This is a genomic window from Bacillus sp. AR2-1 (genome assembly GCF_008368755.1).
GTDB classification, from domain to species: Bacteria; Bacillota; Bacilli; order Bacillales; family Bacillaceae_G; genus Bacillus_A; species Bacillus_A wiedmannii.
Genome location: NZ_QORY01000005.1, coordinates 46,559 through 69,045 on the forward strand (window position 1 = coordinate 46,559; position 22,487 = coordinate 69,045).

Below are 22,487 nucleotides of genomic sequence, written 5' to 3' on the forward strand. Positions count from 1 at the left end.
TAAACCTTCAACTTCTATATTTAGATTTCCAATAATTTTAACCATAGCACTAAGCTTTCTCTATTTAATGCCCCCTAAAAAATGTTATTACTTCTCATGGTCATTTGGTGTATTCTCTTAATTCTTCTAAATTTATTATTTCTTTCAATTTAATTTCTTCTTCATCACTATTTGTAGAGTAATAGTCCGCAACATCTATTTCCTCTTCAAATTTATTATCTGCATAAACAATGCCTTTTGAATTCCCTAATTCGTAAATGTATACTGTCACTTACACCCACTTCATTTATGTAAGTTTTAAATTAAATCATAATGGAACATAATATAAACTAGGTTTGCAGATATAAAAACCGAAACTAAGATAACGTGATACTACGGTACACCTCTCTTCTCAATGTTGGGATAGCGATGAAGAAGGAAATTGTACTAACACAAAGGAGAAATGAACATGGCAAATATCACTGGACCAACTCCCTGGGCAATTATTCTTTGCAAGTTTTCCGACCAAAACCAAGAACCTCAAAACCCTCAGTTTTTTCAAGATCTTTTTGTCAATCCTTCGACAGGTGGAATGTTTGACTATTGGCACGACATCTCTTACGGAGCGATTGACCTCACGTATTCAAAAGTATTTGGCTGGCTCCAGTTGCCATACACATTGGCGACCGATAAGCAAAGAACACGAATGCAGAGAATTACATCCGCAATTGATGCTGTCAAGAACCAGGTCGATTTTTCACCTTTCTACGGGATCATCGTAATCCTAAATGCACAAGTCGATTCGGGTAGCGTCGGTATCCAGCAACTTACCTTCGGCTCCACAATCAAGAATTATGGACTTCTCGTGCTCGACCCCGGTGCTTGGAATAACACATTTGCGGCCCATGAAATGGGGCACGGTTACGGTCTCGATCATTCCTTCGATACAAATCCTGTAAGTTATGACCCTAATGATGACTCAAGACCCGGTGCCTACGGTGATAAATGGGATATTATGAGTGCATTCACATTCGCAGGATGCAGTGCGACGTTTCAAGATCCACGCTTTGGGGCGAGCGGACCAGGATTGAACGCGCTAAATCATCTCGTGCTCGGTTGGGCTACCAACCAAATCACGGACGTGGACCTGAACTTGAACAACTGGCGGGAACGTGTAAATCTTTCCCCACTCAATCAACCGGTTTCAAGTGGCTCTTCGGCTTTCGTAAGGGTTTTGTACGGTAGTTCAACATACACGGTGGAATATCGAAAAAAAGCGGGATGGGACAGAGGTATTATTCATGAAGCAGTGCTGGTTCATAAATTACAGAATGGAAGTTCTTACTTACAAGAGGGTAAATACACTCAGGACCTCCAGGAAGGAGATGTGTTCTTAGATGTGGGTGTTACAATTAAGGTTGAGACAATCAACTCCATTCAGGGGTATGCAACTGTAACCATCGGACCACCAAATTCACCATCAAATCCACCACATCCTTCTGTGTGCGATAATCTACGGAGGATGATGGATGCGAACAGTAAAGATTTTAAAGAATTATCCCGCCGCCGGCAGAACACTACTTGTGATACAGAAAAAATAGAGCTTGATCGTAAGATTGAAGAAAACCAGAAAGATTTCGATGTCTTATTCGACGAATGGGAAAATTCAGGTTGTCCTTGATCCTCGATGATATCTTCAAGGGCAGCTAAGAGCCTGAAGAACGCCATGATTGTTCAGATTGCTATCCTAACGAAACCAAAATATTGTCAGCTTGATAGCGATGGGGTCCCGCCACATTGCTATCAAGCTAAAGATTTATTACAACCCCCAGAACGAAATTTTCAGACTGTCTTGTAATAAAAAAAGTTGGCTGTCTGTGTGTAACTTCTCAATGATTTATAAAATCCACCTACGAAACCGCCTCCTATTGTAGAGTTTTTCCTGTATATTGGAAAATTAAATTTGGAATGTACCTAATTTAACCATTTAGTATATAATAGTATCTAGAAAATAAAGGAAAATAAATATGATTAAAGATTATTTTCTTCTTCTTTTCCAAGCGATACAGAAAGACATCCAAGAGCTATCAAAGATTTTAATTCGCCTGTTCAACCTCTTACAGCAAAACGGGAGAAAATCTCATCGATATGAAAAGAAAACAGTCTTTGATATATTAGGTGTCGTTTACAATTGTACCATGTCTGATAATCAAGCCGCTTAATTCAAAAAATTGAAACCCGTTAGGGTTTATTTCGTATGCAAATCTTTCAATCATCTACACTTGCCCTTTAGAAAAAAGAAACAATCTCACCTAAAATTGACTTTGCATAAGCTAAGGTTTTTAAATTCACTCTAAATGAAAATTATATGTAATTTTCATATCAAAATGGTTTTTATCTAGCAGCTAATACTTTAATTGTAGTTGTATCTCCGTCTGAATATACATCTAGCAAATTCTATTCATACAAAAAACAAACCTGATTTCCGCTATGCTTAGGAAACCAGATTTGTTTATTATTGGTACATAAAACTTCGATTGTTATAAGATTTCTTACTTATTAAATAAAGGTGCGATTTTATCAATGCGATTTGTCCAAATTCCACCTGTGTAATCATTGGGAAGGCGTTTTATGTCATCTTGCGAATCAAATCCACTTGAAAATCCAAGTCCATTTCCTCCTACAACGATAACTCGAGTATCTGCTTTATCCATTCGATTAAGAAATCGGTTTGGCCATCCCCAAAGCCAAGGTGCCACTTTTTCAGGTATATGTAACTGCCCATGTTTCAGGCTTGAAGGCATGTATCCAGTCCACCCTAACGCGATATAAGTAAGAAGATCTTTTTTCAGGGTTGCTTTTGACATGGTGCGTAAACTAGGGATACGCTCTTTTATCGCCGCAATCGGTTTATCGCCGCCATATATAGTTAGCTGTTCAAGACGTTTAGCTGGGAGTTTTTTCAGGTAATCAGCCATTTGAATTCCTTCTTTTTCATCATCACTTTTAATATGAATAAGGAAAGTACGATCTGGAAAATGGTTAAGTACTTCATCCAATGTTGGCATAAGATTAATTCCTTTACCACGAAACGGGAATGTTTTTCCCCCATCAGCTGTATAACCATAACCAATATCAAGTGCCTGTAATTCTTTTGTTGTAAAATCCCTTGTAACACCTTTACCATTAGTACGACAATCAAGAGTCCAATCATGAAAAATGACAAAATTATTATCTTTAGTTGGTTGAACATCAAACTCTACTAAATCTGCGCCCACTTTAAATGCCGCCTCCATAGATGGAATTGTATTTTCTAAATAAGAGTGTTCAGGTTCATGTATACGCTCAGCTGTACAAGTATCCCCTTCTATGTCCTCCATAGCAAATGTTTGAGATAGCCCTCGATGAGCAAGAAGAAGAGGGGAATCGACATTACGCTTAGCAAAAAAGGAACTATTATTCACATAGATAAATACGATTAGGATAAAAATAACCCAAGTCATTTTACGTTTTAATAATCTGTTTATTTTGTTCATTGTATTCTCCTTCTAAATATCGATTAAAAGTTCAATCAATGTTTGTTATGTAAATACTGGTACATATTACACCTTGTTTTGTTCTTTTACAATGGGTATCATTGGAATCTAAGACCTAGTGAAAACTACTGTTCACTACTGCTTATTGTATAAATTTGTTCCATCGCTACACAGAATTCTCCTTTCTATAATAATACAGACATTTTACGGTGGAAAATAACTTTGATATAGTAAATATTGTTTGAAAAGCTTTAGAGAGAAAGGTTGTATCCAAATGAGAAATGAACAATCTATAATAACAGTAGACCAATTAACAAAACAGATTGGCTCAAAGACATTAGTAGAAAATATAAGCTTTGAAGTAAATAAAGGTGAAGTTGTTGGTTTGTTAGGTCCAAATGGTGCTGGAAAAACAACATTAATGCGGATGATGGTTGGTATGATTAGTATGACTAAAGGTGAAGTATGGATAAATGGTCAATCGATAAAAGAGCAATTTGAAAATGCAACTGCAAAAATTGGTGCAGTGATTGAAAATCCAGAGTTCTATCCTTTTTTAAGTGGTTATGAAAATTTAACTTATTTTGGACGAATGAATGAGAACGTTACCAAAGAACGAATAGAAGAAGTTGTTCAACTATTAGGTATGCAACAAGTCATTGACCGTAAAGTAAATGCATATTCGCTTGGTATGAGACAACGTCTAGGAATTGCACAAGCACTTATACACAATCCGGATATACTTATTTTAGATGAACCAACAAATGGGTTAGATCCCAATGGCATTCATGAAATGCGAATGTACATAAAAAAGATTGCTCATGAGCAAGGGAAAGCTGTCCTTGTGTCTAGCCATCTATTATCAGAAGTTGAATTGATGTGTGATCGAGTAATTATTATCCAACATGGACGGTATATTGCAGAACAAGTGATTCAAAATAATGTCCAAGAAGATTCAGCAACTATTCATATACGTGTTGATAATGTGCAACAAGCAAAAATTCTTTTAAAGTATAATGTTGAAATTAAAGATAAGGATATTATTCTTACAGTTAAAGATGAAGAGATTCCTAATATCATTAAAATATTAATAGAAAACAACATTCGTATTTATCGTATTGAGGAAGAAAGAAAAACGTTAGAAGAAAAGTTTTTAGAACTTACGGAGGGGAAAGATATTGTTTAACTTAGTTTATAACGAGATATATAAAATTTTTAAGAGAAAGCAAACATCGTTACTCTTTATAGCTATTGCAATTTTGATAATGGGCTTTGGATTCATTGCGGTAAAATATTTTCCAAATACATCAGGAGATTGGAAGAAAGAGTATACAGAAAGAACAGTGGAGATTGAAAAAAGACTTGGAAGCACAAAGCAAGAACTTATAAATCAAAAATCAGGAGATGTGCTTGTTAAAGAATACCAGTTAAAAATGAAGTACTTGGACACAAATACTCCACCAGCTGGCGATTCCCCTCTTTCCTTTATGAAAAAAACTGGGGAAATTGTGTTTCCTATTTTATTACCTGTTATTCTTGTATACGCAAGTACTATTTTTGCAAATGAGTACAACTGGGGGACATATAAATTCTTAATGACTCGTCCAGCAACCCGATTCAAGATTTTGACTGCCAAATATATTGCAATTGTTATATTTTCAGCTTTGTTATTTATATTTAGTATGCTATTCTCATTTTTTTATGGTTTAATTATTTATAAATTCCAACAACCTGCATGGACGGAGTTTTTTGTACAAAATGGTCATATTGTTAAACAAAATATTCTCTTAGAAGTGAGTAAATATTACTTGTTATCATGGTTACCAACTTTAGTATATGCAGCATTCGCCTTTATGATCTCCGTTCTAACGAAATCCAGCGGTGGTGCAATCGGTATTTCTTTATTCATGGCGTTATCTGATAGTCTCATATTATTTCCATTTGCAAGATATGAATGGGCAAAATATTTATTACCAGCGAATACAGGGTTATATGGAATTTTAAAAGGAGGTAGTTTTATTCCAGGGATAACACTACCATTTGCTTCTAGTATGCTCTTTATTTATTTACTCATATTTTTAGGGATTTCCTATGTGGTGTTCTTAAAACGTGATTTAATATAGTAAGGTGTTCTAACTCATTACTATCAAATTTACAAAAAAGAAATATCTCAAAATAAAAAAATACGCTATTCTTTCTGTAGAACCATAGGAAAGGATGGCGTTTTTGTATGTCTATTTCTGTATCTGATGAATTACAACTATTTGCTCAAGAAATTCAAAGCTTTTTATCCCCAAATTTCTTACGGGATCTTGCTAGAGATGTTGGTTTCGTACAACGAACCAGTAAATACCAAGCAAAAGATTTAGTCGCTTTATGTATATGGATGAGTCAAAATATCGCTACAACCTCTTTAGCTCAGTTATCTAGCTGTTTAGAAGCATCCACAGAGGTACTCATCAGTCCGGAAGGACTGAATCAACGGTTTAATACATCAGCCGTTCAGTTTTTACAACATATATTGACTAACCTTCTAAATAAAAAAATAACTTCATCTATGCGAATTTCTTCTCCATACACATCTGTTTTCAAACGTATTCGTATTTTAGATTCCACTGCATTTCAGCTTCCAGATATATTTTCACCCATTTATCCTGGGACGGGAGGATGTAGCCATACTGCTGGGATGAAAATTCAACTTGAATATGACTTATTAAGCGGACAATTCCTACATATCCATACAAGCCCAGGTAAACAACATGATTGAACCTATGGTTCTCTGTGTGTCCCAACTGTGACACCGAATGATTTATGCATCCGTGATTTAGGATATTTTCACTTAAAAGATCTTCAACATATACAAGATAAAAAGGCTTACTATATCTCTCGTATTAAATCCAATACACGTATTTATCAAAATAATCCCACACCTGATTATTTTCAGGATGGAAGAATTAAGAAAGGTACAGAGTATATACAGATAGATATGGAGGTATTAATGAACTCTCTTCAACCAGGACAAACATATGAAATATCCGACGCTTATGTAGGAATGACTGATAAAAGTACCAACTCGTGTGATTGTTCATCGGCTAACAAAAGAACAACAACAAAAACGATTGCAAGATCAAGCTGTAAGAGAGAAAAAGAAAGGGATGAAGTATTCCCCTCGTAGTAAACGTCTCAGTGGTATCAATGTATATATGACAAACACCTCTACAGATATTGTCCCGATTGGACAAGTACATGATTGGTACTCTTTACGTTGGCAAATCGAGATTTTATTTAAAACATGGAAATCATTCTTTCATATTCATCATTGTAAAAAGATAAAACGAGAAAGATTGGAATGCCATTTGTATGGGTAACTGATCGCCATTCTACTCTGCTCTTCTACTATGTTTCAAATGCGTCAATTACTTCTTATGAAAAAGAAACGAGAACTGAGTGAATATAAGGCCATATATATGATTAAAGATTATTTTCTTCTTATTTATCAAGCCATACAGAAAGACAACCAAGAACTATCAAAGATTCTCATTCGCCTATTCAACCTCCTACAGCAAAATGGACGAAAATCTCATCGATACGAGAAAAAACAGTCTTTGATATATTAGGTGTCGTTTACAATTATACCATTTCTGATGATCAAGCGGCCTAATTCAAAAAATGAAACCCGATAGGGTTTATTTCGCATGCAAATCTTTAAATTCTCTAAGCCTGACTTTTAGAAAAAAAGAAATAATCTCTACTATACTTGACGTTGTATAAGCTTAGCTTGATAGCGATGGGGTAGCACCACATGCCCATCAAGTTAAGATATTATAATACTCCTAGAACGAAAATTTTGTGCGTGTTGCTCGTATTTATTGTTATGGGATAACTCGTTCTTGATAGCTTGATAGTGATGGAGTACAGCCAACAATGTAGGTTTAAAATGAAATTATGCTATTTATAAAAGATCTGTAAGAATGGTGTGTTAAACCATACCACTAGTTAAAGAGAATATATATATGGCGGATCTTTTAAAATAGATACAATTACGTGAAAATTATAGTAAGAAGGGCAAGGAAATGTTTAATGATTTTAAGTTTGTAGCAAATCATTCGATTTATATCCAATTTCATAATCATTTGAAAAAATGATTGTGAATTGCCAACTATTTGAGCATCTATTGAAAAGGAGAATAGCCTATGAAAATAGTAAATGATAGAGCCATGTTGCGATTAATGCATGTAAATGATGTCGAAAGTTTATTTACCATTGTGGAAGAAAATAAAGAAATATGGAAGTATTTAATAGCTAAAATGGATAGCTATCAAGATATGGAGCAGTATGTTCAAGTAGTAATAAGAGGTTTTGAAGGGGAAACTGAGTTACCATTTGTTGTTGTAGATCAAAAAACGAATGAAATTGTAGGTAGTATACGTTTGTACAGTATTTCAAATGATAACAAAACGGTTGAACTTGGGCAAACGTGGTATCATCCAAGTGTACATCGTACAAGTATAAATACTGAGTGTAAGTATATGTTATTGCAATATGCTTTTGAAGAATTACACATGTTACGTGTGCAAATAAAAACGGATTTACGAAATGGAAAAGCACAACGAGCAATTGAAAGGCTTGGTGCTGTAAAAGAAGGTGTATTGCGAAACGAGAGACAATTGCCAAATGGTTATGTACGGGATGCAGTTGTATATAGTATTATTGCAAGCGAATGGCCGGTTATAAAAGAACAACTATTACAAAAACTCGCTGTATATAAATAAAGAGAATCTATATAAAGCTTCTATATTTTAATGTTTTTATCTAATTTTATTAGAATCTCTTTTGTGAATCTATTGATGCAAAAGAGATTCTTTTATCTTTTTAAACAAGTATTTCTGTTAAATATGAAAATATTAAGTATATTCTGTTGAAAAAAAGTAGATTTGAAGTAAGTTAAACTTTCATATGATATGCTTATTCTATACTAACTAATTTTCAGGTGAGGAGTTGATCGGTTATTACTAGTATAGAGAATATATATAATGTTTCTGTATTCTTAATGCTTTTATCTACTTTTTGTTTTTATCTGTATTTACGAAAAATAAAAAGAGAAAGAAAGCTCACTGGTTTCGAATTTACAATGTATATCATAACACAAGTTAGTTACATTCTTTGGGGAATCTATATTATTTATATAAACTTTGGATGATATTTTTTGTTTTATGAAAAAAAGGCTATTAAAAAAGGGTTTGAGATAAATATCAAACCCTTTTGACTATATATAATTATTTCACTGCCTCTTTTAATTCTTTTCCAGCTTTAAAAGCAGGTGCCTTTGAAGCGGCGATTTGCATTTCTTCACCTGTTTGTGGGTTACGTCCTGTACGTGCAGATCTTTCACGTACTTCAAATGTACCAAAACCAAGAATCTGTACTTTCTCCTCATTTGCTAGCGCATTTGTTATTGTATCTAATAAAGCTTGTGTTGCTGCAGCAGCATCTTTTTGTGTAAGTTCAGCTTTTTCTGCTACTACTTTTGTTAATTCTGTTTTATTCATTTTCTGCACCTCTTCATATGTAATTAGGTGACTATTATAACGTGTGATTACTCATGATGCAATTAAACATAGGAAAAGCCATAGCAAGAGATAGAGGACAATTTCTGTGTAAAAGGCATAAGAAGGATATGAATTATCACTTTAAACTCTGTTCATATTTCTTTACATCTTCCATGGTTTTAAATATTAACACATCAAAAATTCCTTTTTCATTCCCACATACGACAACAAAACCATCTGTTGCTTCCAAAACTCTACCGATGCCACCATCTGTAAGTGTAATACTGGTGAGATGTTTTACGTTCAGTTTTTCTTCTTTTCGAATGTAAGTAGTTATGGGTGTTCCTACAGGAAATGTGTCTGTGAGCTCTTTTGTTGTATATGTGCCAGCAACTACTGATTGAGTTTTAGTTGTAATGGAATCAGTTTGAGTGGCACATCCTGTTGAACATATTAAAAGAATGCCAGTAATCATACTTACACATGCTGTTTTTACCATTCACAAAATCCTCCTATAACTGATCGTATTGTCAACCCATTTAGGGTAACAAATTATATATACGAAGTTTGTTGGAATATATGAGTCGTAATTCAACAAAGATACAGGTATTTTGGCAGAATGTGTTTCAAACAAAAGAAAAGACACCCTAAGGTGCCTTCCTGCGATTTGAACCATCGTAATATGGTATTGGATGCCAATCCAATTATTATTTTACCACATTAAGTAATTTTGGTTGTTGAGAAATATAATACAAATCTATATGTTGTTTACTTTTGCTTTATTAGTTTTTGTTGTCGATTTTTCAATCTGCTCAAATTTTTATATTCTTTTGGGTGTTCTTTAGAAGCCTCTGAACCACGTTTTATTTGTTGTTTCGTTTCTGTATGGGGTAAATCAGCATGCTTAATCATGAGATCAGATTCTATTTTTTAAATATATTTTTTTGTAGATTCATAGGGGAAGGGAAAGGAAGGCGTTTTTTTACCTTGCTTATTGTGTTTCATTGTGTGAAAATAACCGAAGAAATTATTGAATACAGTACTGATAAATGATAATAGAAAGTGAGCTTTTGTGATGATACCTTATTATATAGAGATAGCTCATGAGATAGCTAAAACTGCCCATGCTGGACAAGTAGATAAAGCAGGAATTGACTACATCAAACATCCTGAGACAGTTGCTAGCTTTGTAAATACGGCCGAAGAGAAAGCTACTGCTTATTTGCATGATGTTCTGGAAGATACTGAGATAACTGCTAATGATCTGTTAAGTGCTGGTATACCTCATAACGTAGTGGAGGCAGTGCAGGTACTGACAAAAGAGAAATACACGCCTTATTTTGAGTATCTGAGAAAAGTGAAAGAAAATTCTTTTGCCCGTACTGTCAAACTTGCAGACTTAAAACATAATTCTGACCGCTCACGCCTTGGTAGGATAACAGATAAAGACTTAAAACGATTGGAGAAGTACCGTAAAGCGATTCAATTTCTAGAGGAATAGAAGAAACAGCAACTTCTTTCGTAGTAATTTTCTAGAATACTAGTCGCTTGAAGAGACTACTTCTCACAAAAATTTTAAGTCATGTAAGAACAATTCTCTGGTTGCTGTAAAATAAAAAAATAAGAGACTATATTCTAAAGGAGCCTAGAATATAGTCTCTTATTATAAGCTTTAAAACATCAATTCAGGAATATGTAAATGATTTTTAAATAAGTTCCAAGTCTCATCTAGAATGGGTTTTGGTGGTATGTAAATAATTGTTCCATCCCGACCTCTTGTTAAAATAACTCGATAAGCGTTGAGTTTAATTTGGAATGGATCTTCGACACCCCATTGATAGTGCTGTCCCTCCCAAGTTCCATTCTGTAGATATAGATCATCATCCCAATGAACGAGCGTCATATCTAGTTCAAGTCCCTGTGTTTGGAATTCAGTTGAGCTGTAGTTGAGCGCTCTACAATAGTATTGGGATTGGGGATAGTTAAAGTATTGGGCGATCTTACTAGGGCGTTCATAGCGTTTATCTCTTGGTAGAACAGGGACTTCTTTTTGATGATCAGCACCTCCAGCACAGACAACACCAACTGTTTTTGTATCATCCTGATAAAGCTGATGTAAAGTGAGTTTGGCTTTGTTTAAATCACGTGTAATAAAAAGTTGATAATGTTCTTTCGGTAGATGATGAATTAGTTGTTTTGTTTGATTAAAATTAGCATCTAATAACGTATTAATAATTTCATAGTATTTTAAAGCTGCATGAGCACGGAAAGATGAGTTTAAATGTAGCTGAGAATGTGTTCTATAATGTGCTGCATTTGTAAAGAAAGAATTAGGATGTTTAGAGTGAACAGTCACGTTTTTTCCCGCGATTGCATGATTCCACAGAGCGAGACCGCCTTCTTCTCCAGAATAGATCTCCTGTCCGTCACCAATTAAGCCAATTGTTACACTCCACGGCTTATTATTTGTTGTAATATTCATTATAATATCCGGTTCGCTTAAGTTTTGGGCTTTTCGATTTCTTTTAGTGAGCGATTGATCGACTTTTTTTGTATCCCATGCTCGTTGGGCCTCATCAAAAATAATGATTTGTTCTTTTGGAATCATTCTCTTTTCGAGAAAGTCCATTTTATAGCCATACAGACCTTGTACGAAGGTTCTATTTTTCAACGTATCTTGTAATACGTCTACTAATGGACCGTTACCAGATAAATAAACTGCATTTTTCATCTCATGTGCAATGGTCAGACCTAAATATGTTTTACCTGCTCCTGGCTCGCCAGATACTAAAATGAGATGATGGGTATTTGTATGTTGGGCTTCTTCAATGATTGAGCGTACAGTTTGTTGTACTGCTGGAAAATTACTGCTTGATACAGCTTTAATGTCAGGTAGCGGTTCATTATTTAAAATGGATCGAGCAGCTTCTAGCATAGAAGGTGAGGGTTCATAGACACCATTGATTATTTCCTCTAGCGTCAAAGTTGGTGCTTCTGTTTTATTTAATATTCGTTTAAGAATGCTTTCCAATCCATCAACTGTAGAAAGGGTTACCTGGTAATCTTTTTGGAAAATCCAGTGTTCACCTTCATAGTTTGTAAGCAGTAAAACACCTATGACTTGCATGTTAGATTCTTGAATAGCCGAGTGATAATGTTCGAGATCACGCATATAAAGAGATGTTTGGATATATTCAGAAGGTGAAACATTATTATAACTTTTACATTCGAGAACGATCAAATAACCATTAATCAATAAAAGTACATCTGGACGACGACCGCCTCCGCGTAAAATCTCATATTCAAAAATAAGTGATGCATCTAAATTAGAAAATCGATTGAATAAATCTTGTAGCTTATTAAAACTATCAATCCATGCTCTTTTTTGAGAATCTATTTTTGGATCATTTGTATTGGTCTTATAGACATGATCTAGCAATTGTTTAACAAAAAACTGTACATCTAATTGCTTAAATTGTTCAATAGTTCCAGCCCAGCCATAGTTCAAGATAAAGGCCTCCTTGAAGTGTAGTAGGATATATGTATATTTCTATTATACGAAATGATATAACTAGTTTGGAATAAGAAAAGAGTTAAGTCGTATTTTTTCTGGAAAATTGTGTAGTAATAAAAGATTTTCGTTATATTTTGAAAAAAGAAGAAAAGAGTGTTTGGTATAAAATTCTTGATATTACTGTATTTTAGGGTTAAAGAGTATAAATAATAGTTTATTATCTGATTTTACTTTATTGTTAGTAGCTAGTGTTATTGTAATAAGTGGATTTGATAGTTTTTATAATCATAGAGGTTTATGGGAAAAAGATGTTAAAACGTTAAGTAGTTTAAGAGAATCGAAAAACAGTATAGAATATTACATTGCTGGAAAAGCAGAAGGGGAATTATCTATAGATATGCTTAACAATTATCAAAAAAATAAAAGAAATACTTAGTAAAGATATAAATAAATGGTTTGGTGTAAGAGAGGGAGCCAATAGATTGGAAACAGTTGCTGAAAAATAAGAGGGAGTATATATTGCAGTGTTGAATCTTAAAAATACCTTAAAGGAGGAAGAATATATATTTTAAAATGATGTATTGAAGTAAAAAGATTTGGAATTATGGTTTTATTAGAAAGAATGAAAAGAAAAAACAGTGGCATAATCTTAAAATGTAGAAGTGAAATAGAAGTGCCTACCCTTTTTGAAAAAACGTAAAAATACATGCAATAACAGTGAGAGTTCCACTTACACCCAAGGTACTAATTGGCACAAACTCCGTTGAAATAAAAATCCGAAGTACCGAAATCCTTAAAACAATAAAAAACTAAAAAACCGCTAAACAGCGGTTCTTTAAGCTTCTTCATCTTTTTTCTTTTTTAAAGTTAGTTTCATTCCAGCTTCGCCAGATAAACCAACTACTAATTGAGTCAAGGGACCTGATTTTACTGCTCCTTTTACGTGCAATTCAATAGTATCTAGTTCATATCCATTATAAAAGCCAACTAAATCTTGAATTGCTTCCATAGAAATCTCAGTTACTTTGTCTAGCATTTGAGTTGCTCCAGCAGCTCCACCAGAGGGATAATAAACTTTTTCCGTCTTTTCTGGTTCAATTACTGGCATTAGAATTGTTGTTTTCTTTTCCATAAAAAACATCCTTTCAATTTTTAATCTTCGTTATCAATCTCAATCTCAGTAAGGTATTGGAAGCGAGAACCAACATCTAATTCAATTCCATCATATATATCAATTTCTGCTCCTGATAAATCTTCAATACTAACAATTAAAACATAGTTTACCTCTTCTTCATCATCTATTTCAGGTTTAGTATAGAGTTGAAGCCAAATCTCCCAATCCCCAGGGTTAAACATGTTAAACGTTTTAGAAAAATGGTGGATATGTTTCCATTTTTTTCTACCCTGTTCATTAGGAGGGTTTGTAGTTTTAAGTGTATCATTTGAATTTCTTGAATGCAATGAAGCGCTTATATATCCTCGTAAATAAGCTTCTCCCATACTTTTGTTTACAGGAGGGATGGATATGCAAGTAACTTTCACATTTGATACTGCCTTTCCAGCTTTCTTTTGGTCTGCTAAATTTGTAGGCATGTGAAATTTAACGCGTTGCTTTACGAGTCTTGACATTGTTCCTTTTCTGATATAGGTAGCTATATTCGAATAAGAATTTTTGGCGATAGTTAAGTTTCCGGTGCCATTTCCATGCATTTTTTTGAATAGCTCCATTTCATCATCTGGTAAGGAAGAAATTTCATTGTTAGCGTGATGTATTAATAAGGCTTTAGCAATCAGTGAATCTTTCTCTGGTGTGTCAGCAGTTAAAATAGCTAAATCCGCAGCAGCTAAAGGAGTAGAAAAACTAGTTCCATAATCTTGCACCATAAGCCCTCGATTATTTATAATATATGCAGCAGAATGTCTATCAATAAACGCTTCTTCTTGGTCGATATAAACATTTCCGCCTGGATATACTAAGTTCGGTTTCTCAGTACCAGCAATACCAAACCCAACTCTGCTAAAGGGAGAAAGTTCATTTTTTCTAGAAAGGCTATGGATATGTTCTCCTCTAGTTATAGAACCGATTGTCAATCCATAAAATGACTCAGCGGGGGCAGCAATTCTAGAATCATCGTCATCTATAATATCAGCTAATGTAGGGTATGCAGTCCATAAACGGTGATTTCCAGTAGGTACAACAAACTGGACATTCTGTTCTTTTGATAAAACATCTAATTCATAAGCTAAATCGCTCACCATAAATTCATCAATTGGCTCCCCATCATTAAACGATAAACAGAATATCTGAGTAGTATTTTTTATTGCCATAACGGCACTTTGGATTCGTTCTATAAGTGTTTTTTCTGAAATGCCACTCTGTCCATCACTTATAACAGCATCAATTACCCGTACTTTTGGAGTGAGAATACCTTTATGTACTTGTTCATCTAAGTTATCTCCAAAAATGGCCCTGCTAGCTACCTTTGTTCCATGCTCGCATGTACTTACAATATCTGCTGATGGCCACTTACCAGCTATACAGTCTGATAAATATTCTGGGAAGTTGATACCATCATCAAGAATACAAACTATTGGTAATTCCTTTGGATTTGTATCGAATTGAATTTGGACTCCATTTAGTTCTTGCGTCGTGTTTGGCTTGGAGCTTGTTGGACCAAAGAATCGAGTAGGCTCGAGTCGCAAGATAATTTCTTGATCTGCAAGAATACTGATACCTGATGAGGGTAATAAAACTCTTAAAACAGGAGTATTATCAGATAGATAATACTCATCTATAATCTCTCCTTGTAGGTTAGTTATCTCTCCTTTTATGTATGTTATCATTTTATTATAGATTTTTTGGTCAAGATTGGGCATTAATGTAATCTGCAGGTCATTCTTCTCTTCTTTACCTTTTTCAGGTAATCGTACTTCTTTTTCATTAGTACTTACTTCGTTGATTGATTTAATGTTTTGGAAAAAATTAGAGGAATGTCCATTTTTCTCTATATATTTTTTTAACTTATTATCCAATTTTTCGAATTCATCGGGACTAGTCGATACTATAGCTTGATGAGATCGTTGAATTGAATTTATTTTCAAGTTGTTATCTGAGAAAATACTTTTATGGTCTCCTCTGGAATCAACGGCATTATTTTCATCTAATTCTACTTTGAAAATAATGATTTCATCAGATATTGGTGATTTTTTACTTTGATGTTTATGCTTAATGTTATTAATTCCCTCAGATAAACGTTGCCCATGTTCATAATGATCTATATTCAACTTTTTAGTTCTTGAGGTTGGATTATGTTGAACATTTTCAACTTCATCTTTGCCAATCCAAAGGTGATCACGAGCTTCTCCCTTATGTTCTCTTTTTTTCACTTCATTTTCTTTATTCTTTTTCTCCTTTGACATTTAAGTATCCCCTTTTTAATCTATCTGAAATAGTTGTTTTTGGAATTTTTGTTATCTCCGATATCTCCCTTAAAGTTAATCCGCTATCTTTAAATTTCATAAGAACTTCATTGTTAGTGTCATCTTTAGTAGTTGTATTATAAAGTGTCATTACGTCATATATAGTTTGTACAACGTCTAGTGTAGAGATTGTTTTCGTTCTTTGATGAATGAAAACCTTTTTTATTGATTTTAAAAGAATTTCTTGTATTTCAGAGAAATTTAATCCCTTTGTAAGTTTCGACAGTTTATTATAATTTATTTGATCGGTATCGTATGAATCTAAGAGTTGTTTTAGATAACGGGACCGCATGTGTTCATCAGGTAAATCTAAATATAAAGTAGAATTAAACCTACGCCAAACCGCAGGATCTAAAAGTTTTTCATGATTTGTTGCAGCGATTACAAAAACGTCTGATGATAGAAGGTCAATATTCTGTAAAAGAGTATTAACAACTCTCTTTAACTCACCTAATTCTTTATTGTCATCTCGTTTTTTTGCTATCGCATCAAATTCATCGAGAAATAATATGATATTTTTTCCATTTACTTCTTCGAAGATTTTTCTAATATTCGTTCCTGTTTGACCTAATAATGAGGAAATCATCGAATCTAAACGAACATAAGCTATTGGAAGGTTTAAGCGTTTAGCTATTAACCTAGCTGCCGAAGTTTTTCCGCAACCTGGAGGTCCGCATAGTAATAACCTGTTTTCCACTGGGAAACCTAATCGTTTTATTTCATCTTGGTTTTTAAATTCATATAAAATTTCATCGATTTTGTTATCTATGTTTTTTGATAAAATTAGATTTTGTAACTCTTCATCATTAGGATATATTAGTTCGAATAAATCAAAATTGTTGGCCTTATCTTTAGGAGGAACAATGGTTTTTGTTTCGTACATAATAAGACCACTGGATGGCGAATAAGTTTTTTGATCTTTGTTGGAATAATTTCTTATTTTTACCTTTTTATTATAAGCGTTTAATATTTTGTTAGCAATTGAATCATTTCCTTTTCTTTGTTCTTCATAGGCTATTTGTTTTATTAAATTTTGAAATACTAACTCATCTTCGTTATTATGGGCTTCAATGAGTTTTATTATATAGTCGGAACGCATAGAGAATACACCTCGTTTTATGTTTTTATGATTCGGACAAATCCGTACTCTTTTTAATATTATACCATAAAACAAGTGTTCTATTCCAATTATTTTCGGACAAATCCGGACAAATATTCCTGTTGTGATATATGGGGAGCGGATTATTTAGAGGAGGAGGTACTTTATGAATAGTGAAAAGATGCTTGTTAATTTCATTTTGTGAAAAGTAGGATGATTTTTAACATTTTTTCTGAAAAAGGGTGCTCAGATTCATTTGTAAGGATTTTCAGAGAGGTAGATAATACATTTGTATTTGGAATCTATAAAGTCCGTTAAATAACACTTTGAGGAGTTTGGTTACTTTGGAATTGATTCTTGGATAGTAGAAGTTATTTTTTGCATTGGAAATATATTAGAATGTGTTTATTCTTCGATGAAGTAGAGTAGGCATAAAATATTAATTTTATATATTTAATATTAGTAAGAGATACAGAAGTGGTGTAAGGGGGAGATTTATAAAGAAAAAAAGTCCAGCATATTAGCCCCGAATTAGTCGAATAGGAGAAAAAAATGATTTTACACGAAGAATCTCGATGGAATATGTTTAGTGGTATTGGCAGTAAGTAGCAAGATAAAATGGAAGAAAAGGAGTGTCAAAAATAAAGGAACGTATATTGTGTAAAATTAAGATCTCCTAATTAATAAATAGATATTTGCTTGCTAGAAGGCTTATTCAAAATTGATATCCTCTTAGAGGGCGAAAAAACAATGCATTATATAAAGGTGATTTTAGAAGTATTTTGTAAAAAGTGGTAGTATAGTGTATTTATTTTGTGGAAAAGTTAAATCACTTTATGCTTTAAGCCCAGAAGAAATTAATAGCGTGATGATTAGAGGCTTATATCAAAATAAAATTGTCCTAGAGGAATTTAATAAACGAGAGAAAAAAATCTGTGGTATTTCGATTCATAAGTTAGTCCAACAAATAAAAGAGGCTAATTTAGATGAAATTTCAATTATACTTGAGTATTTTGTTCCAGGGAATATGCTAAGACATGATGCGGTACTAGTTGGGTATGCACATGGAATAAAACTGGAAATTATGGTTGTGGAGTTAAAAGAGTGTGAAAGTATTAAAGGTTCTCCAGCTGCTCAATTACATCATTATTTAAGGTCGTTGAAATGTTATCATAGTGAATTTCAAAGGAATTCTCCAATTATTAAATTAAGTTCAATGAGTTGTATTCAAAACTTCGAATATAGAAATAGGTTGTTTAAATTTCTACACGAAATATACAAGGCAAATTATATGGAATCTTGATTTACTAAAGGAGGTGCAAAAGCACTCCAAAAATTTTTAAAACATTCATTTGTAAATAAAGCAGTAACTACTGAGAATCTGAATTTATTCACAAAAGGAACTTACTCGATGAGCAAAGCGAGCCTTGCAGGAATAACGAAAGCAATGAAAGTTGAACAGTTTATTGCACTATTAAATGATTAGTGGGACGTGAAACTTAAAGCATCTAAACTAATTAATTATGCCTTCTCGCAAGGTAAACAGCTTGTACTAGTAATTCAAGGAGAAGCAGGAACAGGCAATACAATTTTAGGATTGGATATAATACGTCAATATATAAGGAAATATTCAAAAACCTTTTTCGGTACAATTCCGCAAACTTTAAGAACTATAATTGATGGTCTTAATAAAGATTATGCGACAGAACATGGGTTAGATGAACCCGCCAAATTACCGACTGTAAATGCAATTCTAAAATCAAGAGATTCAGGACAAATTGTTGTTATTGATGAAGCTCATCGATTAACAAATATAGAGAAGGCACTTAGAAACCTATGTACTAGGTTTCAAATAATAATCTTATTACAAGATGATAAGCAGCGAATTAAAATAACTGAGCAAGGTACATTGAATAATATTACTAGTTATTTGGGCTATTGCCCACAAATATTAACTCTTAAAACTCAACAGCGGGCAAAATATAGTGGGACTTTAGTTAATAACCTTTATTCATTTTAGAAGGTTCAAAGTATGAAAAAGTAGATTTAAAGAAATATGATTTGCGAATACTAGACTCTTTAGTGGAGATTGATTATTTGTTAAAACAAAAAATATCTGATGGTTATAGAGTTAAATGGCTTGCACCATTCTGTTGGAAGTGGAATGGAGAGGTAAATGATATAAGTATTACTGATGAAGATGATCAGCTATTTGAAAAAGCATGGAATTCAACTGTTGCTAAGTAATATGAATGGTATAAACAAAAAAATACTGGTTAATTAGATAAAGTAGGATGTATCTATACAGCACAGGGCCTAGAGTTTGATTATGTTGGATTAATCTTTTGGGATGATTTGTATTAAGATAATGAGAATCAATAGTGGAAAATGACGCTAAAGGATAATTACGATAATACGTTTATTGATGAAGTAGTTAGAGCATTTGGTGGTTCATTTATTAGAAAAGATAGAGTGGTATTCTACAAGGGAAAACGGTATGTATATGTGGTTGAAACATAAGGAAACCGAAAGTTTTTTTTGAAAGCATTTTGGATTATCCTTCACAGAGAATTAACTTAAATAGTAAATGAAATAAAGAGATAGATTGAAAAGTTAAAGGTTACGGGCAGTTTTCTATGTATAATATAGAAAAGAATGTGGGTGAAGATGAAAAAGCATGCTTTTAATTTACATACAAAATGTTTTAGAATATGCCCCTGAAGGGATCGGTGAAACAGGTACCCAATAAAATTATTGTTTTTATTGGGCACGATGAAGGGGGAAAAAATAAAATGAAATATAATCATAAATCGAATAATTAATGAACCACATATTTCTTGGCTAGTAATGAATATATTAAAAGTAATATATAATGAGGTAACAATAAAGGAGAAATTTCTTGCTGGGTTTAAAGTAGCAAGTGGTATGTCAAAATGAAAAATATATTACTCAATGGGCAGTGTTATGGGGGTGAAGATCTCATAGGATCTATGGGGATTAAAAATTAAAAATTGTTAATATTTTGAAGTTAGATCTTATGGGGAATATTTCTTGCCATTAATGTGTGAGCATTTAAGGAGAATAAAACTACTTAATCCGAAAAGAAGATTTGTAAGAGGAGGGTCTAGTTAATTTAATCCTAGTTCTGTTACCAGTAGATTACATCAATTATATTCTTAAAATTTTCTAAGATAATTTGTTAGCTTGTGTATTGTTTTAAATTTTATCAATGGTATATTACTATTTTCTAAAACTTCATTATTTGACTTAGGTCAAATAATGAAGTTAGTTTCAATTGAAAAAATGTATCTGTTTATGTAAGTTTTTTAAAGGGTTTGTTTTTTTGTAAAATGTTACACTTATTACTTAAGGAATACAATTTCGATACCGTCAACAAATGTATCAGAAGCTACCATGGAATCTATGGCACCTACGAAATGTTGACCTAGTCTCATAATTTTATTATTAACTGCATCTGCTTTTAAATGAATTATATCTTTTAAATCATCGACGCTTATTTTTAATTTTACATAACCATTTACTACTTCAGTTCTTTGTTGGAGTACACCTGCCATAATAAAAAATGCGACTCCTTTATACATTTGGTTTCCTTCATAAATCATCGGCATAAAACGTTCTTTAAGATCTTGATCAGTTCGAATATAAGTATATAAGTTCCACATATCTTCAATATGATTGCAAGTTCTTGTTATCGAGGCATTAATTTGATGTTTTTTTAATGAACCAAGGATACCGCCTTTTGAATTATAAGATCGTTTAGCATTATCAATTGTTCCTTTACTAGGATTTATCACGTTTGCAACTTGTAATAGTTCCCCGACATCTATATTGCCGTCATCCCCCTCATAAAAACTAATATCAGCCTTTAATTCTGGAGAAATGCTGCTTTTTATCCATTCAAACATACCGAGATGGTTTAATTCAGACTCGGTGGACAACTTTTTTGAGGAGTTTCTTGATGAAGCTATATCCACAGTGAGATCATCAGGGACACCAGTGTTAATTTCAATTCTTACTGTTGCTTCCTCAACTCCATTTTTGTTCAGTGTAAAGTAGGTGTGACCACCGTTAATAATTCCTTGTCTTTCATTTACTTCAAAACTTACCTTCTTAGTTACTTCATCAATTGCAGCTTTGTTAGCAATAATAGAGATCCCTTCATTCTTCCTTCTAAAGTTTTTGGGATCCTTTTCAAGTTGAGTTATCATTGCCTTTACATTTTTATTTGACATAGAGGGTTTACGTGGGTTAGCCCCAAGTGGGATATCGAGCCCCCTAAGTGAGCTAGTTTTCGTTATAAATACTAAGTAACCATCATCGAGCTCCGCTGCATTAAGGAACTCTATATTAATTGTTTTCCATCTCATGTTATGACCTCCTTATGAATATTTGCTAATTTGTTTTATTACATATTTATATAACAAATATATAATACTGTCTATGATTTGATTTAATTAATAGGAAGATAGATCTGGAACATTTCTTAGATACTATATAAATAAAAATGGGATTTCATAAAAGTGTTGGATCAAAATTTTGAATGTTCAATATAGAGATTACACTAAACTTAAATATGAAAATTTTCTTTTGTTACAGAGGTTTGTAGAATAGTTACATATTAAATTTATCAAAAATATATTTAATTATTTTTTCTATATGAAAAGAAAAAATCCCAGGGGCACCGATGATCACGCATAAAGGAATTATAAAAGAAATTTATGAACTACCTGTAATGAGGTATCGATATACACATAGTTGTAATACTACGGATAAATCATTTATGTTTCTTTTTAAATTCCTCAAAGAGATGAAACAATTAGATACATATATGGGAAATGCAGCTTCAATTATCGGTCTTCATTTATATATTATTTAAAAATGAGCTAATTTGTTAGTTGTTGAGAATGTAGTTTTGTAAGATTTCGCCTAATATATATCGAAATTATTTGATAAAATAGCTCCTTAATCTCTAAAGGAAAGTATTTTATTTTTAATTGTTTATGTATCTATTTTTTGCGTGCAGCAACAAAAAAATATTTATCTGAAAAAGTATTTACTTATATATTTTCAACATGGTTCTCTAAACTTTTTATTAATTAAAACATATAGAAAATGTGTATATAAGTATGTATATGAGGAAGGACAGCATGTGATCTATGGGCTGATAATAAGGGGGGAATAATGTGTTTTAAAGTTTAGTTTTTTATATCTTGCTTAATTTTTATATTGTATAATAATAATATCCCGATAGTATTATCATTAAGAGAAGGGAAAAAATTTAATTTAAAAGGTGTGAAATAGTTGCTTGA

The 22,487-nt window shown here is 32.8% G+C and carries 18 protein-coding genes and 3 pseudogenes; 11 read left to right on the forward strand and 10 right to left on the reverse strand.

Annotated features, from left to right (window positions below; all coding sequences use genetic code 11):
- Positions 1 to 100 precede the first annotated feature (100 nt).
- Positions 101 to 271, reverse strand: a complete 171-nt coding sequence (locus DT250_RS31585) for a hypothetical protein (protein WP_179952828.1) — start codon at positions 269 to 271, stop codon at positions 101 to 103.
- A gap of 177 nt (positions 272 to 448) precedes the next feature.
- Between DT250_RS31585 and DT250_RS04255 the strand changes: the two genes are divergently transcribed.
- Positions 449 to 1,660 carry a metallopeptidase domain-containing protein gene (locus DT250_RS04255; RefSeq protein ID WP_149212619.1) on the forward strand — a complete coding sequence of 404 codons (1,212 nt, stop codon included), beginning with the start codon at positions 449 to 451 and terminating at the stop codon, positions 1,658 to 1,660.
- A 334-nt stretch (positions 1,661 to 1,994) separates the two neighbouring features.
- Positions 1,995 to 2,201 (forward strand): annotated as a pseudogene (locus DT250_RS04260) (IS4 family transposase); the annotation flags it as partial.
- 330 nt (positions 2,202 to 2,531) lie between these two features.
- Here DT250_RS04260 and DT250_RS04270 read toward each other — a convergent pair.
- Complete coding sequence (locus DT250_RS04270) at positions 2,532 to 3,515, reverse strand: glycerophosphodiester phosphodiesterase family protein (RefSeq protein WP_149212620.1); 984 nt, start codon at positions 3,513 to 3,515, stop codon at positions 2,532 to 2,534.
- A gap of 274 nt (positions 3,516 to 3,789) precedes the next feature.
- Between DT250_RS04270 and DT250_RS04275 the strand changes: the two genes are divergently transcribed.
- The 4 genes and pseudogenes from DT250_RS04275 (at position 3,790) to DT250_RS04290 (ending at position 8,287) form a co-directional block, all read left to right on the forward strand.
- The gene (locus DT250_RS04275; RefSeq protein WP_149212621.1) at positions 3,790 to 4,701 is read left to right on the forward strand and encodes an ABC transporter ATP-binding protein; all 912 of its coding nucleotides are present in this window, start codon (positions 3,790 to 3,792) and stop codon (positions 4,699 to 4,701) included.
- Positions 4,694 to 5,638 carry an ABC transporter permease gene (locus DT250_RS04280; RefSeq protein ID WP_149212622.1) on the forward strand — a complete coding sequence of 315 codons (945 nt, stop codon included), beginning with the start codon at positions 4,694 to 4,696 and terminating at the stop codon, positions 5,636 to 5,638. Before DT250_RS04275 ends, DT250_RS04280 begins: the two co-directional genes overlap by 8 nt.
- A 107-nt stretch (positions 5,639 to 5,745) precedes the next feature.
- A pseudogene (locus tag DT250_RS04285) lies at positions 5,746 to 7,176 on the forward strand (IS4 family transposase).
- Between the two features lie 532 nt (positions 7,177 to 7,708).
- The gene (locus tag DT250_RS04290; RefSeq protein ID WP_149212623.1) at positions 7,709 to 8,287 is read left to right on the forward strand and encodes a GNAT family N-acetyltransferase; all 579 of its coding nucleotides are present in this window, start codon (positions 7,709 to 7,711) and stop codon (positions 8,285 to 8,287) included.
- A gap of 504 nt (positions 8,288 to 8,791) precedes the next feature.
- Here the strand turns inward: DT250_RS04290 and DT250_RS04295 are convergent.
- The 3 genes from DT250_RS04295 to DT250_RS31590 all read right to left on the reverse strand — a co-directional run bounded on the left by DT250_RS04295 (position 8,792) and on the right by DT250_RS31590 (position 9,976).
- Positions 8,792 to 9,064: an HU family DNA-binding protein gene (locus tag DT250_RS04295; protein ID WP_048525006.1), complete on the reverse strand. Its 273-nt coding sequence runs from the start codon at positions 9,062 to 9,064 to the stop codon at positions 8,792 to 8,794.
- A 136-nt stretch (positions 9,065 to 9,200) separates the two neighbouring features.
- Entirely contained in the window at positions 9,201 to 9,563 is a 363-nt protein-coding gene (locus tag DT250_RS04300; RefSeq protein ID WP_149212624.1) for a hypothetical protein, read from the reverse strand.
- A 269-nt stretch (positions 9,564 to 9,832) separates the two neighbouring features.
- A complete protein-coding gene (locus DT250_RS31590) occupies positions 9,833 to 9,976 on the reverse strand; it encodes a hypothetical protein (RefSeq protein ID WP_179952829.1) in 144 nt (47 codons plus the stop codon).
- A 163-nt stretch (positions 9,977 to 10,139) separates the two neighbouring features.
- On the opposite strand from DT250_RS31590, the gene DT250_RS04305 reads away from it, so the two are divergent.
- Complete coding sequence (locus tag DT250_RS04305; protein ID WP_149212664.1) at positions 10,140 to 10,565, forward strand: HD domain-containing protein; 426 nt, start codon at positions 10,140 to 10,142, stop codon at positions 10,563 to 10,565.
- Positions 10,566 to 10,736: 171 nt separating this feature from the next.
- On the opposite strand, the gene DT250_RS04310 is transcribed toward DT250_RS04305, so the two are convergent.
- The 4 genes from DT250_RS04310 to DT250_RS04330 form a co-directional block, all read right to left on the reverse strand.
- On the reverse strand, positions 10,737 to 12,572 hold the full coding sequence (locus DT250_RS04310) for a DNA/RNA helicase domain-containing protein (protein ID WP_149212625.1): 1,836 nt from the start codon (positions 12,570 to 12,572) through the stop codon (positions 10,737 to 10,739).
- Positions 12,573 to 13,413: 841 nt separating this feature from the next.
- A complete protein-coding gene (locus DT250_RS04320; protein ID WP_149212627.1) occupies positions 13,414 to 13,710 on the reverse strand; it encodes a hypothetical protein in 297 nt (98 codons plus the stop codon).
- 20 nt (positions 13,711 to 13,730) lie between these two features.
- Positions 13,731 to 15,998, reverse strand: a complete 2,268-nt coding sequence (locus DT250_RS04325) for a S8 family peptidase (protein ID WP_149212628.1) — start codon at positions 15,996 to 15,998, stop codon at positions 13,731 to 13,733.
- Entirely contained in the window at positions 15,976 to 17,157 is a 1,182-nt protein-coding gene (locus DT250_RS04330) for an AAA family ATPase (RefSeq protein WP_149212629.1), read from the reverse strand. Before DT250_RS04330 ends, DT250_RS04325 begins: the two co-directional genes overlap by 23 nt.
- Positions 17,158 to 17,959: 802 nt before the next feature.
- Between DT250_RS04330 and DT250_RS32115 the strand changes: the two genes are divergently transcribed.
- From DT250_RS32115 to DT250_RS32125, 3 genes and pseudogenes are all read left to right on the forward strand, one after another.
- Positions 17,960 to 18,460: a hypothetical protein gene (locus tag DT250_RS32115; RefSeq protein ID WP_149212630.1), complete on the forward strand. Its 501-nt coding sequence runs from the start codon at positions 17,960 to 17,962 to the stop codon at positions 18,458 to 18,460.
- A gap of 189 nt (positions 18,461 to 18,649) precedes the next feature.
- Positions 18,650 to 19,177, forward strand: coding sequence for a DNA/RNA helicase domain-containing protein (locus DT250_RS32120; RefSeq protein ID WP_149212631.1), 528 nt, complete (start codon positions 18,650 to 18,652; stop codon positions 19,175 to 19,177).
- 62 nt (positions 19,178 to 19,239) lie between these two features.
- Positions 19,240 to 19,521: pseudogene (locus tag DT250_RS32125) on the forward strand (DNA/RNA helicase domain-containing protein).
- A 998-nt stretch (positions 19,522 to 20,519) separates the two neighbouring features.
- Here the strand turns inward: DT250_RS32125 and DT250_RS04355 are convergent.
- Positions 20,520 to 21,545: an AIPR family protein gene (locus tag DT250_RS04355; RefSeq protein WP_149212633.1), complete on the reverse strand. Its 1,026-nt coding sequence runs from the start codon at positions 21,543 to 21,545 to the stop codon at positions 20,520 to 20,522.
- A 317-nt stretch (positions 21,546 to 21,862) separates the two neighbouring features.
- On the opposite strand from DT250_RS04355, the gene DT250_RS04360 reads away from it, so the two are divergent.
- Positions 21,863 to 22,054, forward strand: coding sequence for a hypothetical protein (locus tag DT250_RS04360; RefSeq protein ID WP_255449995.1), 192 nt, complete (start codon positions 21,863 to 21,865; stop codon positions 22,052 to 22,054).
- Positions 22,055 to 22,487 lie beyond the last annotated feature (433 nt).

What these genes read in the sequence shown, in the direction of transcription:
- DT250_RS04270 (WP_149212620.1), bottom strand. Translation starts at nt 3,515, where the DNA reads ATGAACAAAATAAACAGATTATTAAAACGTAAAATGACTTGGGTTATT.
- DT250_RS04290 (WP_149212623.1), top strand. Translation starts at nt 7,709, where the DNA reads ATGAAAATAGTAAATGATAGAGCCATGTTGCGATTAATGCATGTAAAT.
- DT250_RS31590 (WP_179952829.1), bottom strand. Translation starts at nt 9,976, where the DNA reads ATGATTAAGCATGCTGATTTACCCCATACAGAAACGAAACAACAAATA.
- DT250_RS04295 (WP_048525006.1), bottom strand. Translation starts at nt 9,064, where the DNA reads ATGAATAAAACAGAATTAACAAAAGTAGTAGCAGAAAAAGCTGAACTT.
- DT250_RS04320 (WP_149212627.1), bottom strand. Translation starts at nt 13,710, where the DNA reads ATGGAAAAGAAAACAACAATTCTAATGCCAGTAATTGAACCAGAAAAG.
- DT250_RS04325 (WP_149212628.1), bottom strand. Translation starts at nt 15,998, where the DNA reads ATGTCAAAGGAGAAAAAGAATAAAGAAAATGAAGTGAAAAAAAGAGAA.
- DT250_RS04355 (WP_149212633.1), bottom strand. Translation starts at nt 21,545, where the DNA reads ATGAGATGGAAAACAATTAATATAGAGTTCCTTAATGCAGCGGAGCTC.
- DT250_RS04330 (WP_149212629.1), bottom strand. Translation starts at nt 17,157, where the DNA reads ATGCGTTCCGACTATATAATAAAACTCATTGAAGCCCATAATAACGAA.
- DT250_RS04255 (WP_149212619.1), top strand. Translation starts at nt 449, where the DNA reads ATGGCAAATATCACTGGACCAACTCCCTGGGCAATTATTCTTTGCAAG.
- DT250_RS04300 (WP_149212624.1), bottom strand. Translation starts at nt 9,563, where the DNA reads ATGGTAAAAACAGCATGTGTAAGTATGATTACTGGCATTCTTTTAATA.
- DT250_RS04275 (WP_149212621.1), top strand. Translation starts at nt 3,790, where the DNA reads ATGAGAAATGAACAATCTATAATAACAGTAGACCAATTAACAAAACAG.
- DT250_RS04360 (WP_255449995.1), top strand. Translation starts at nt 21,863, where the DNA reads ATGATCACGCATAAAGGAATTATAAAAGAAATTTATGAACTACCTGTA.
- DT250_RS04305 (WP_149212664.1), top strand. Translation starts at nt 10,140, where the DNA reads ATGATACCTTATTATATAGAGATAGCTCATGAGATAGCTAAAACTGCC.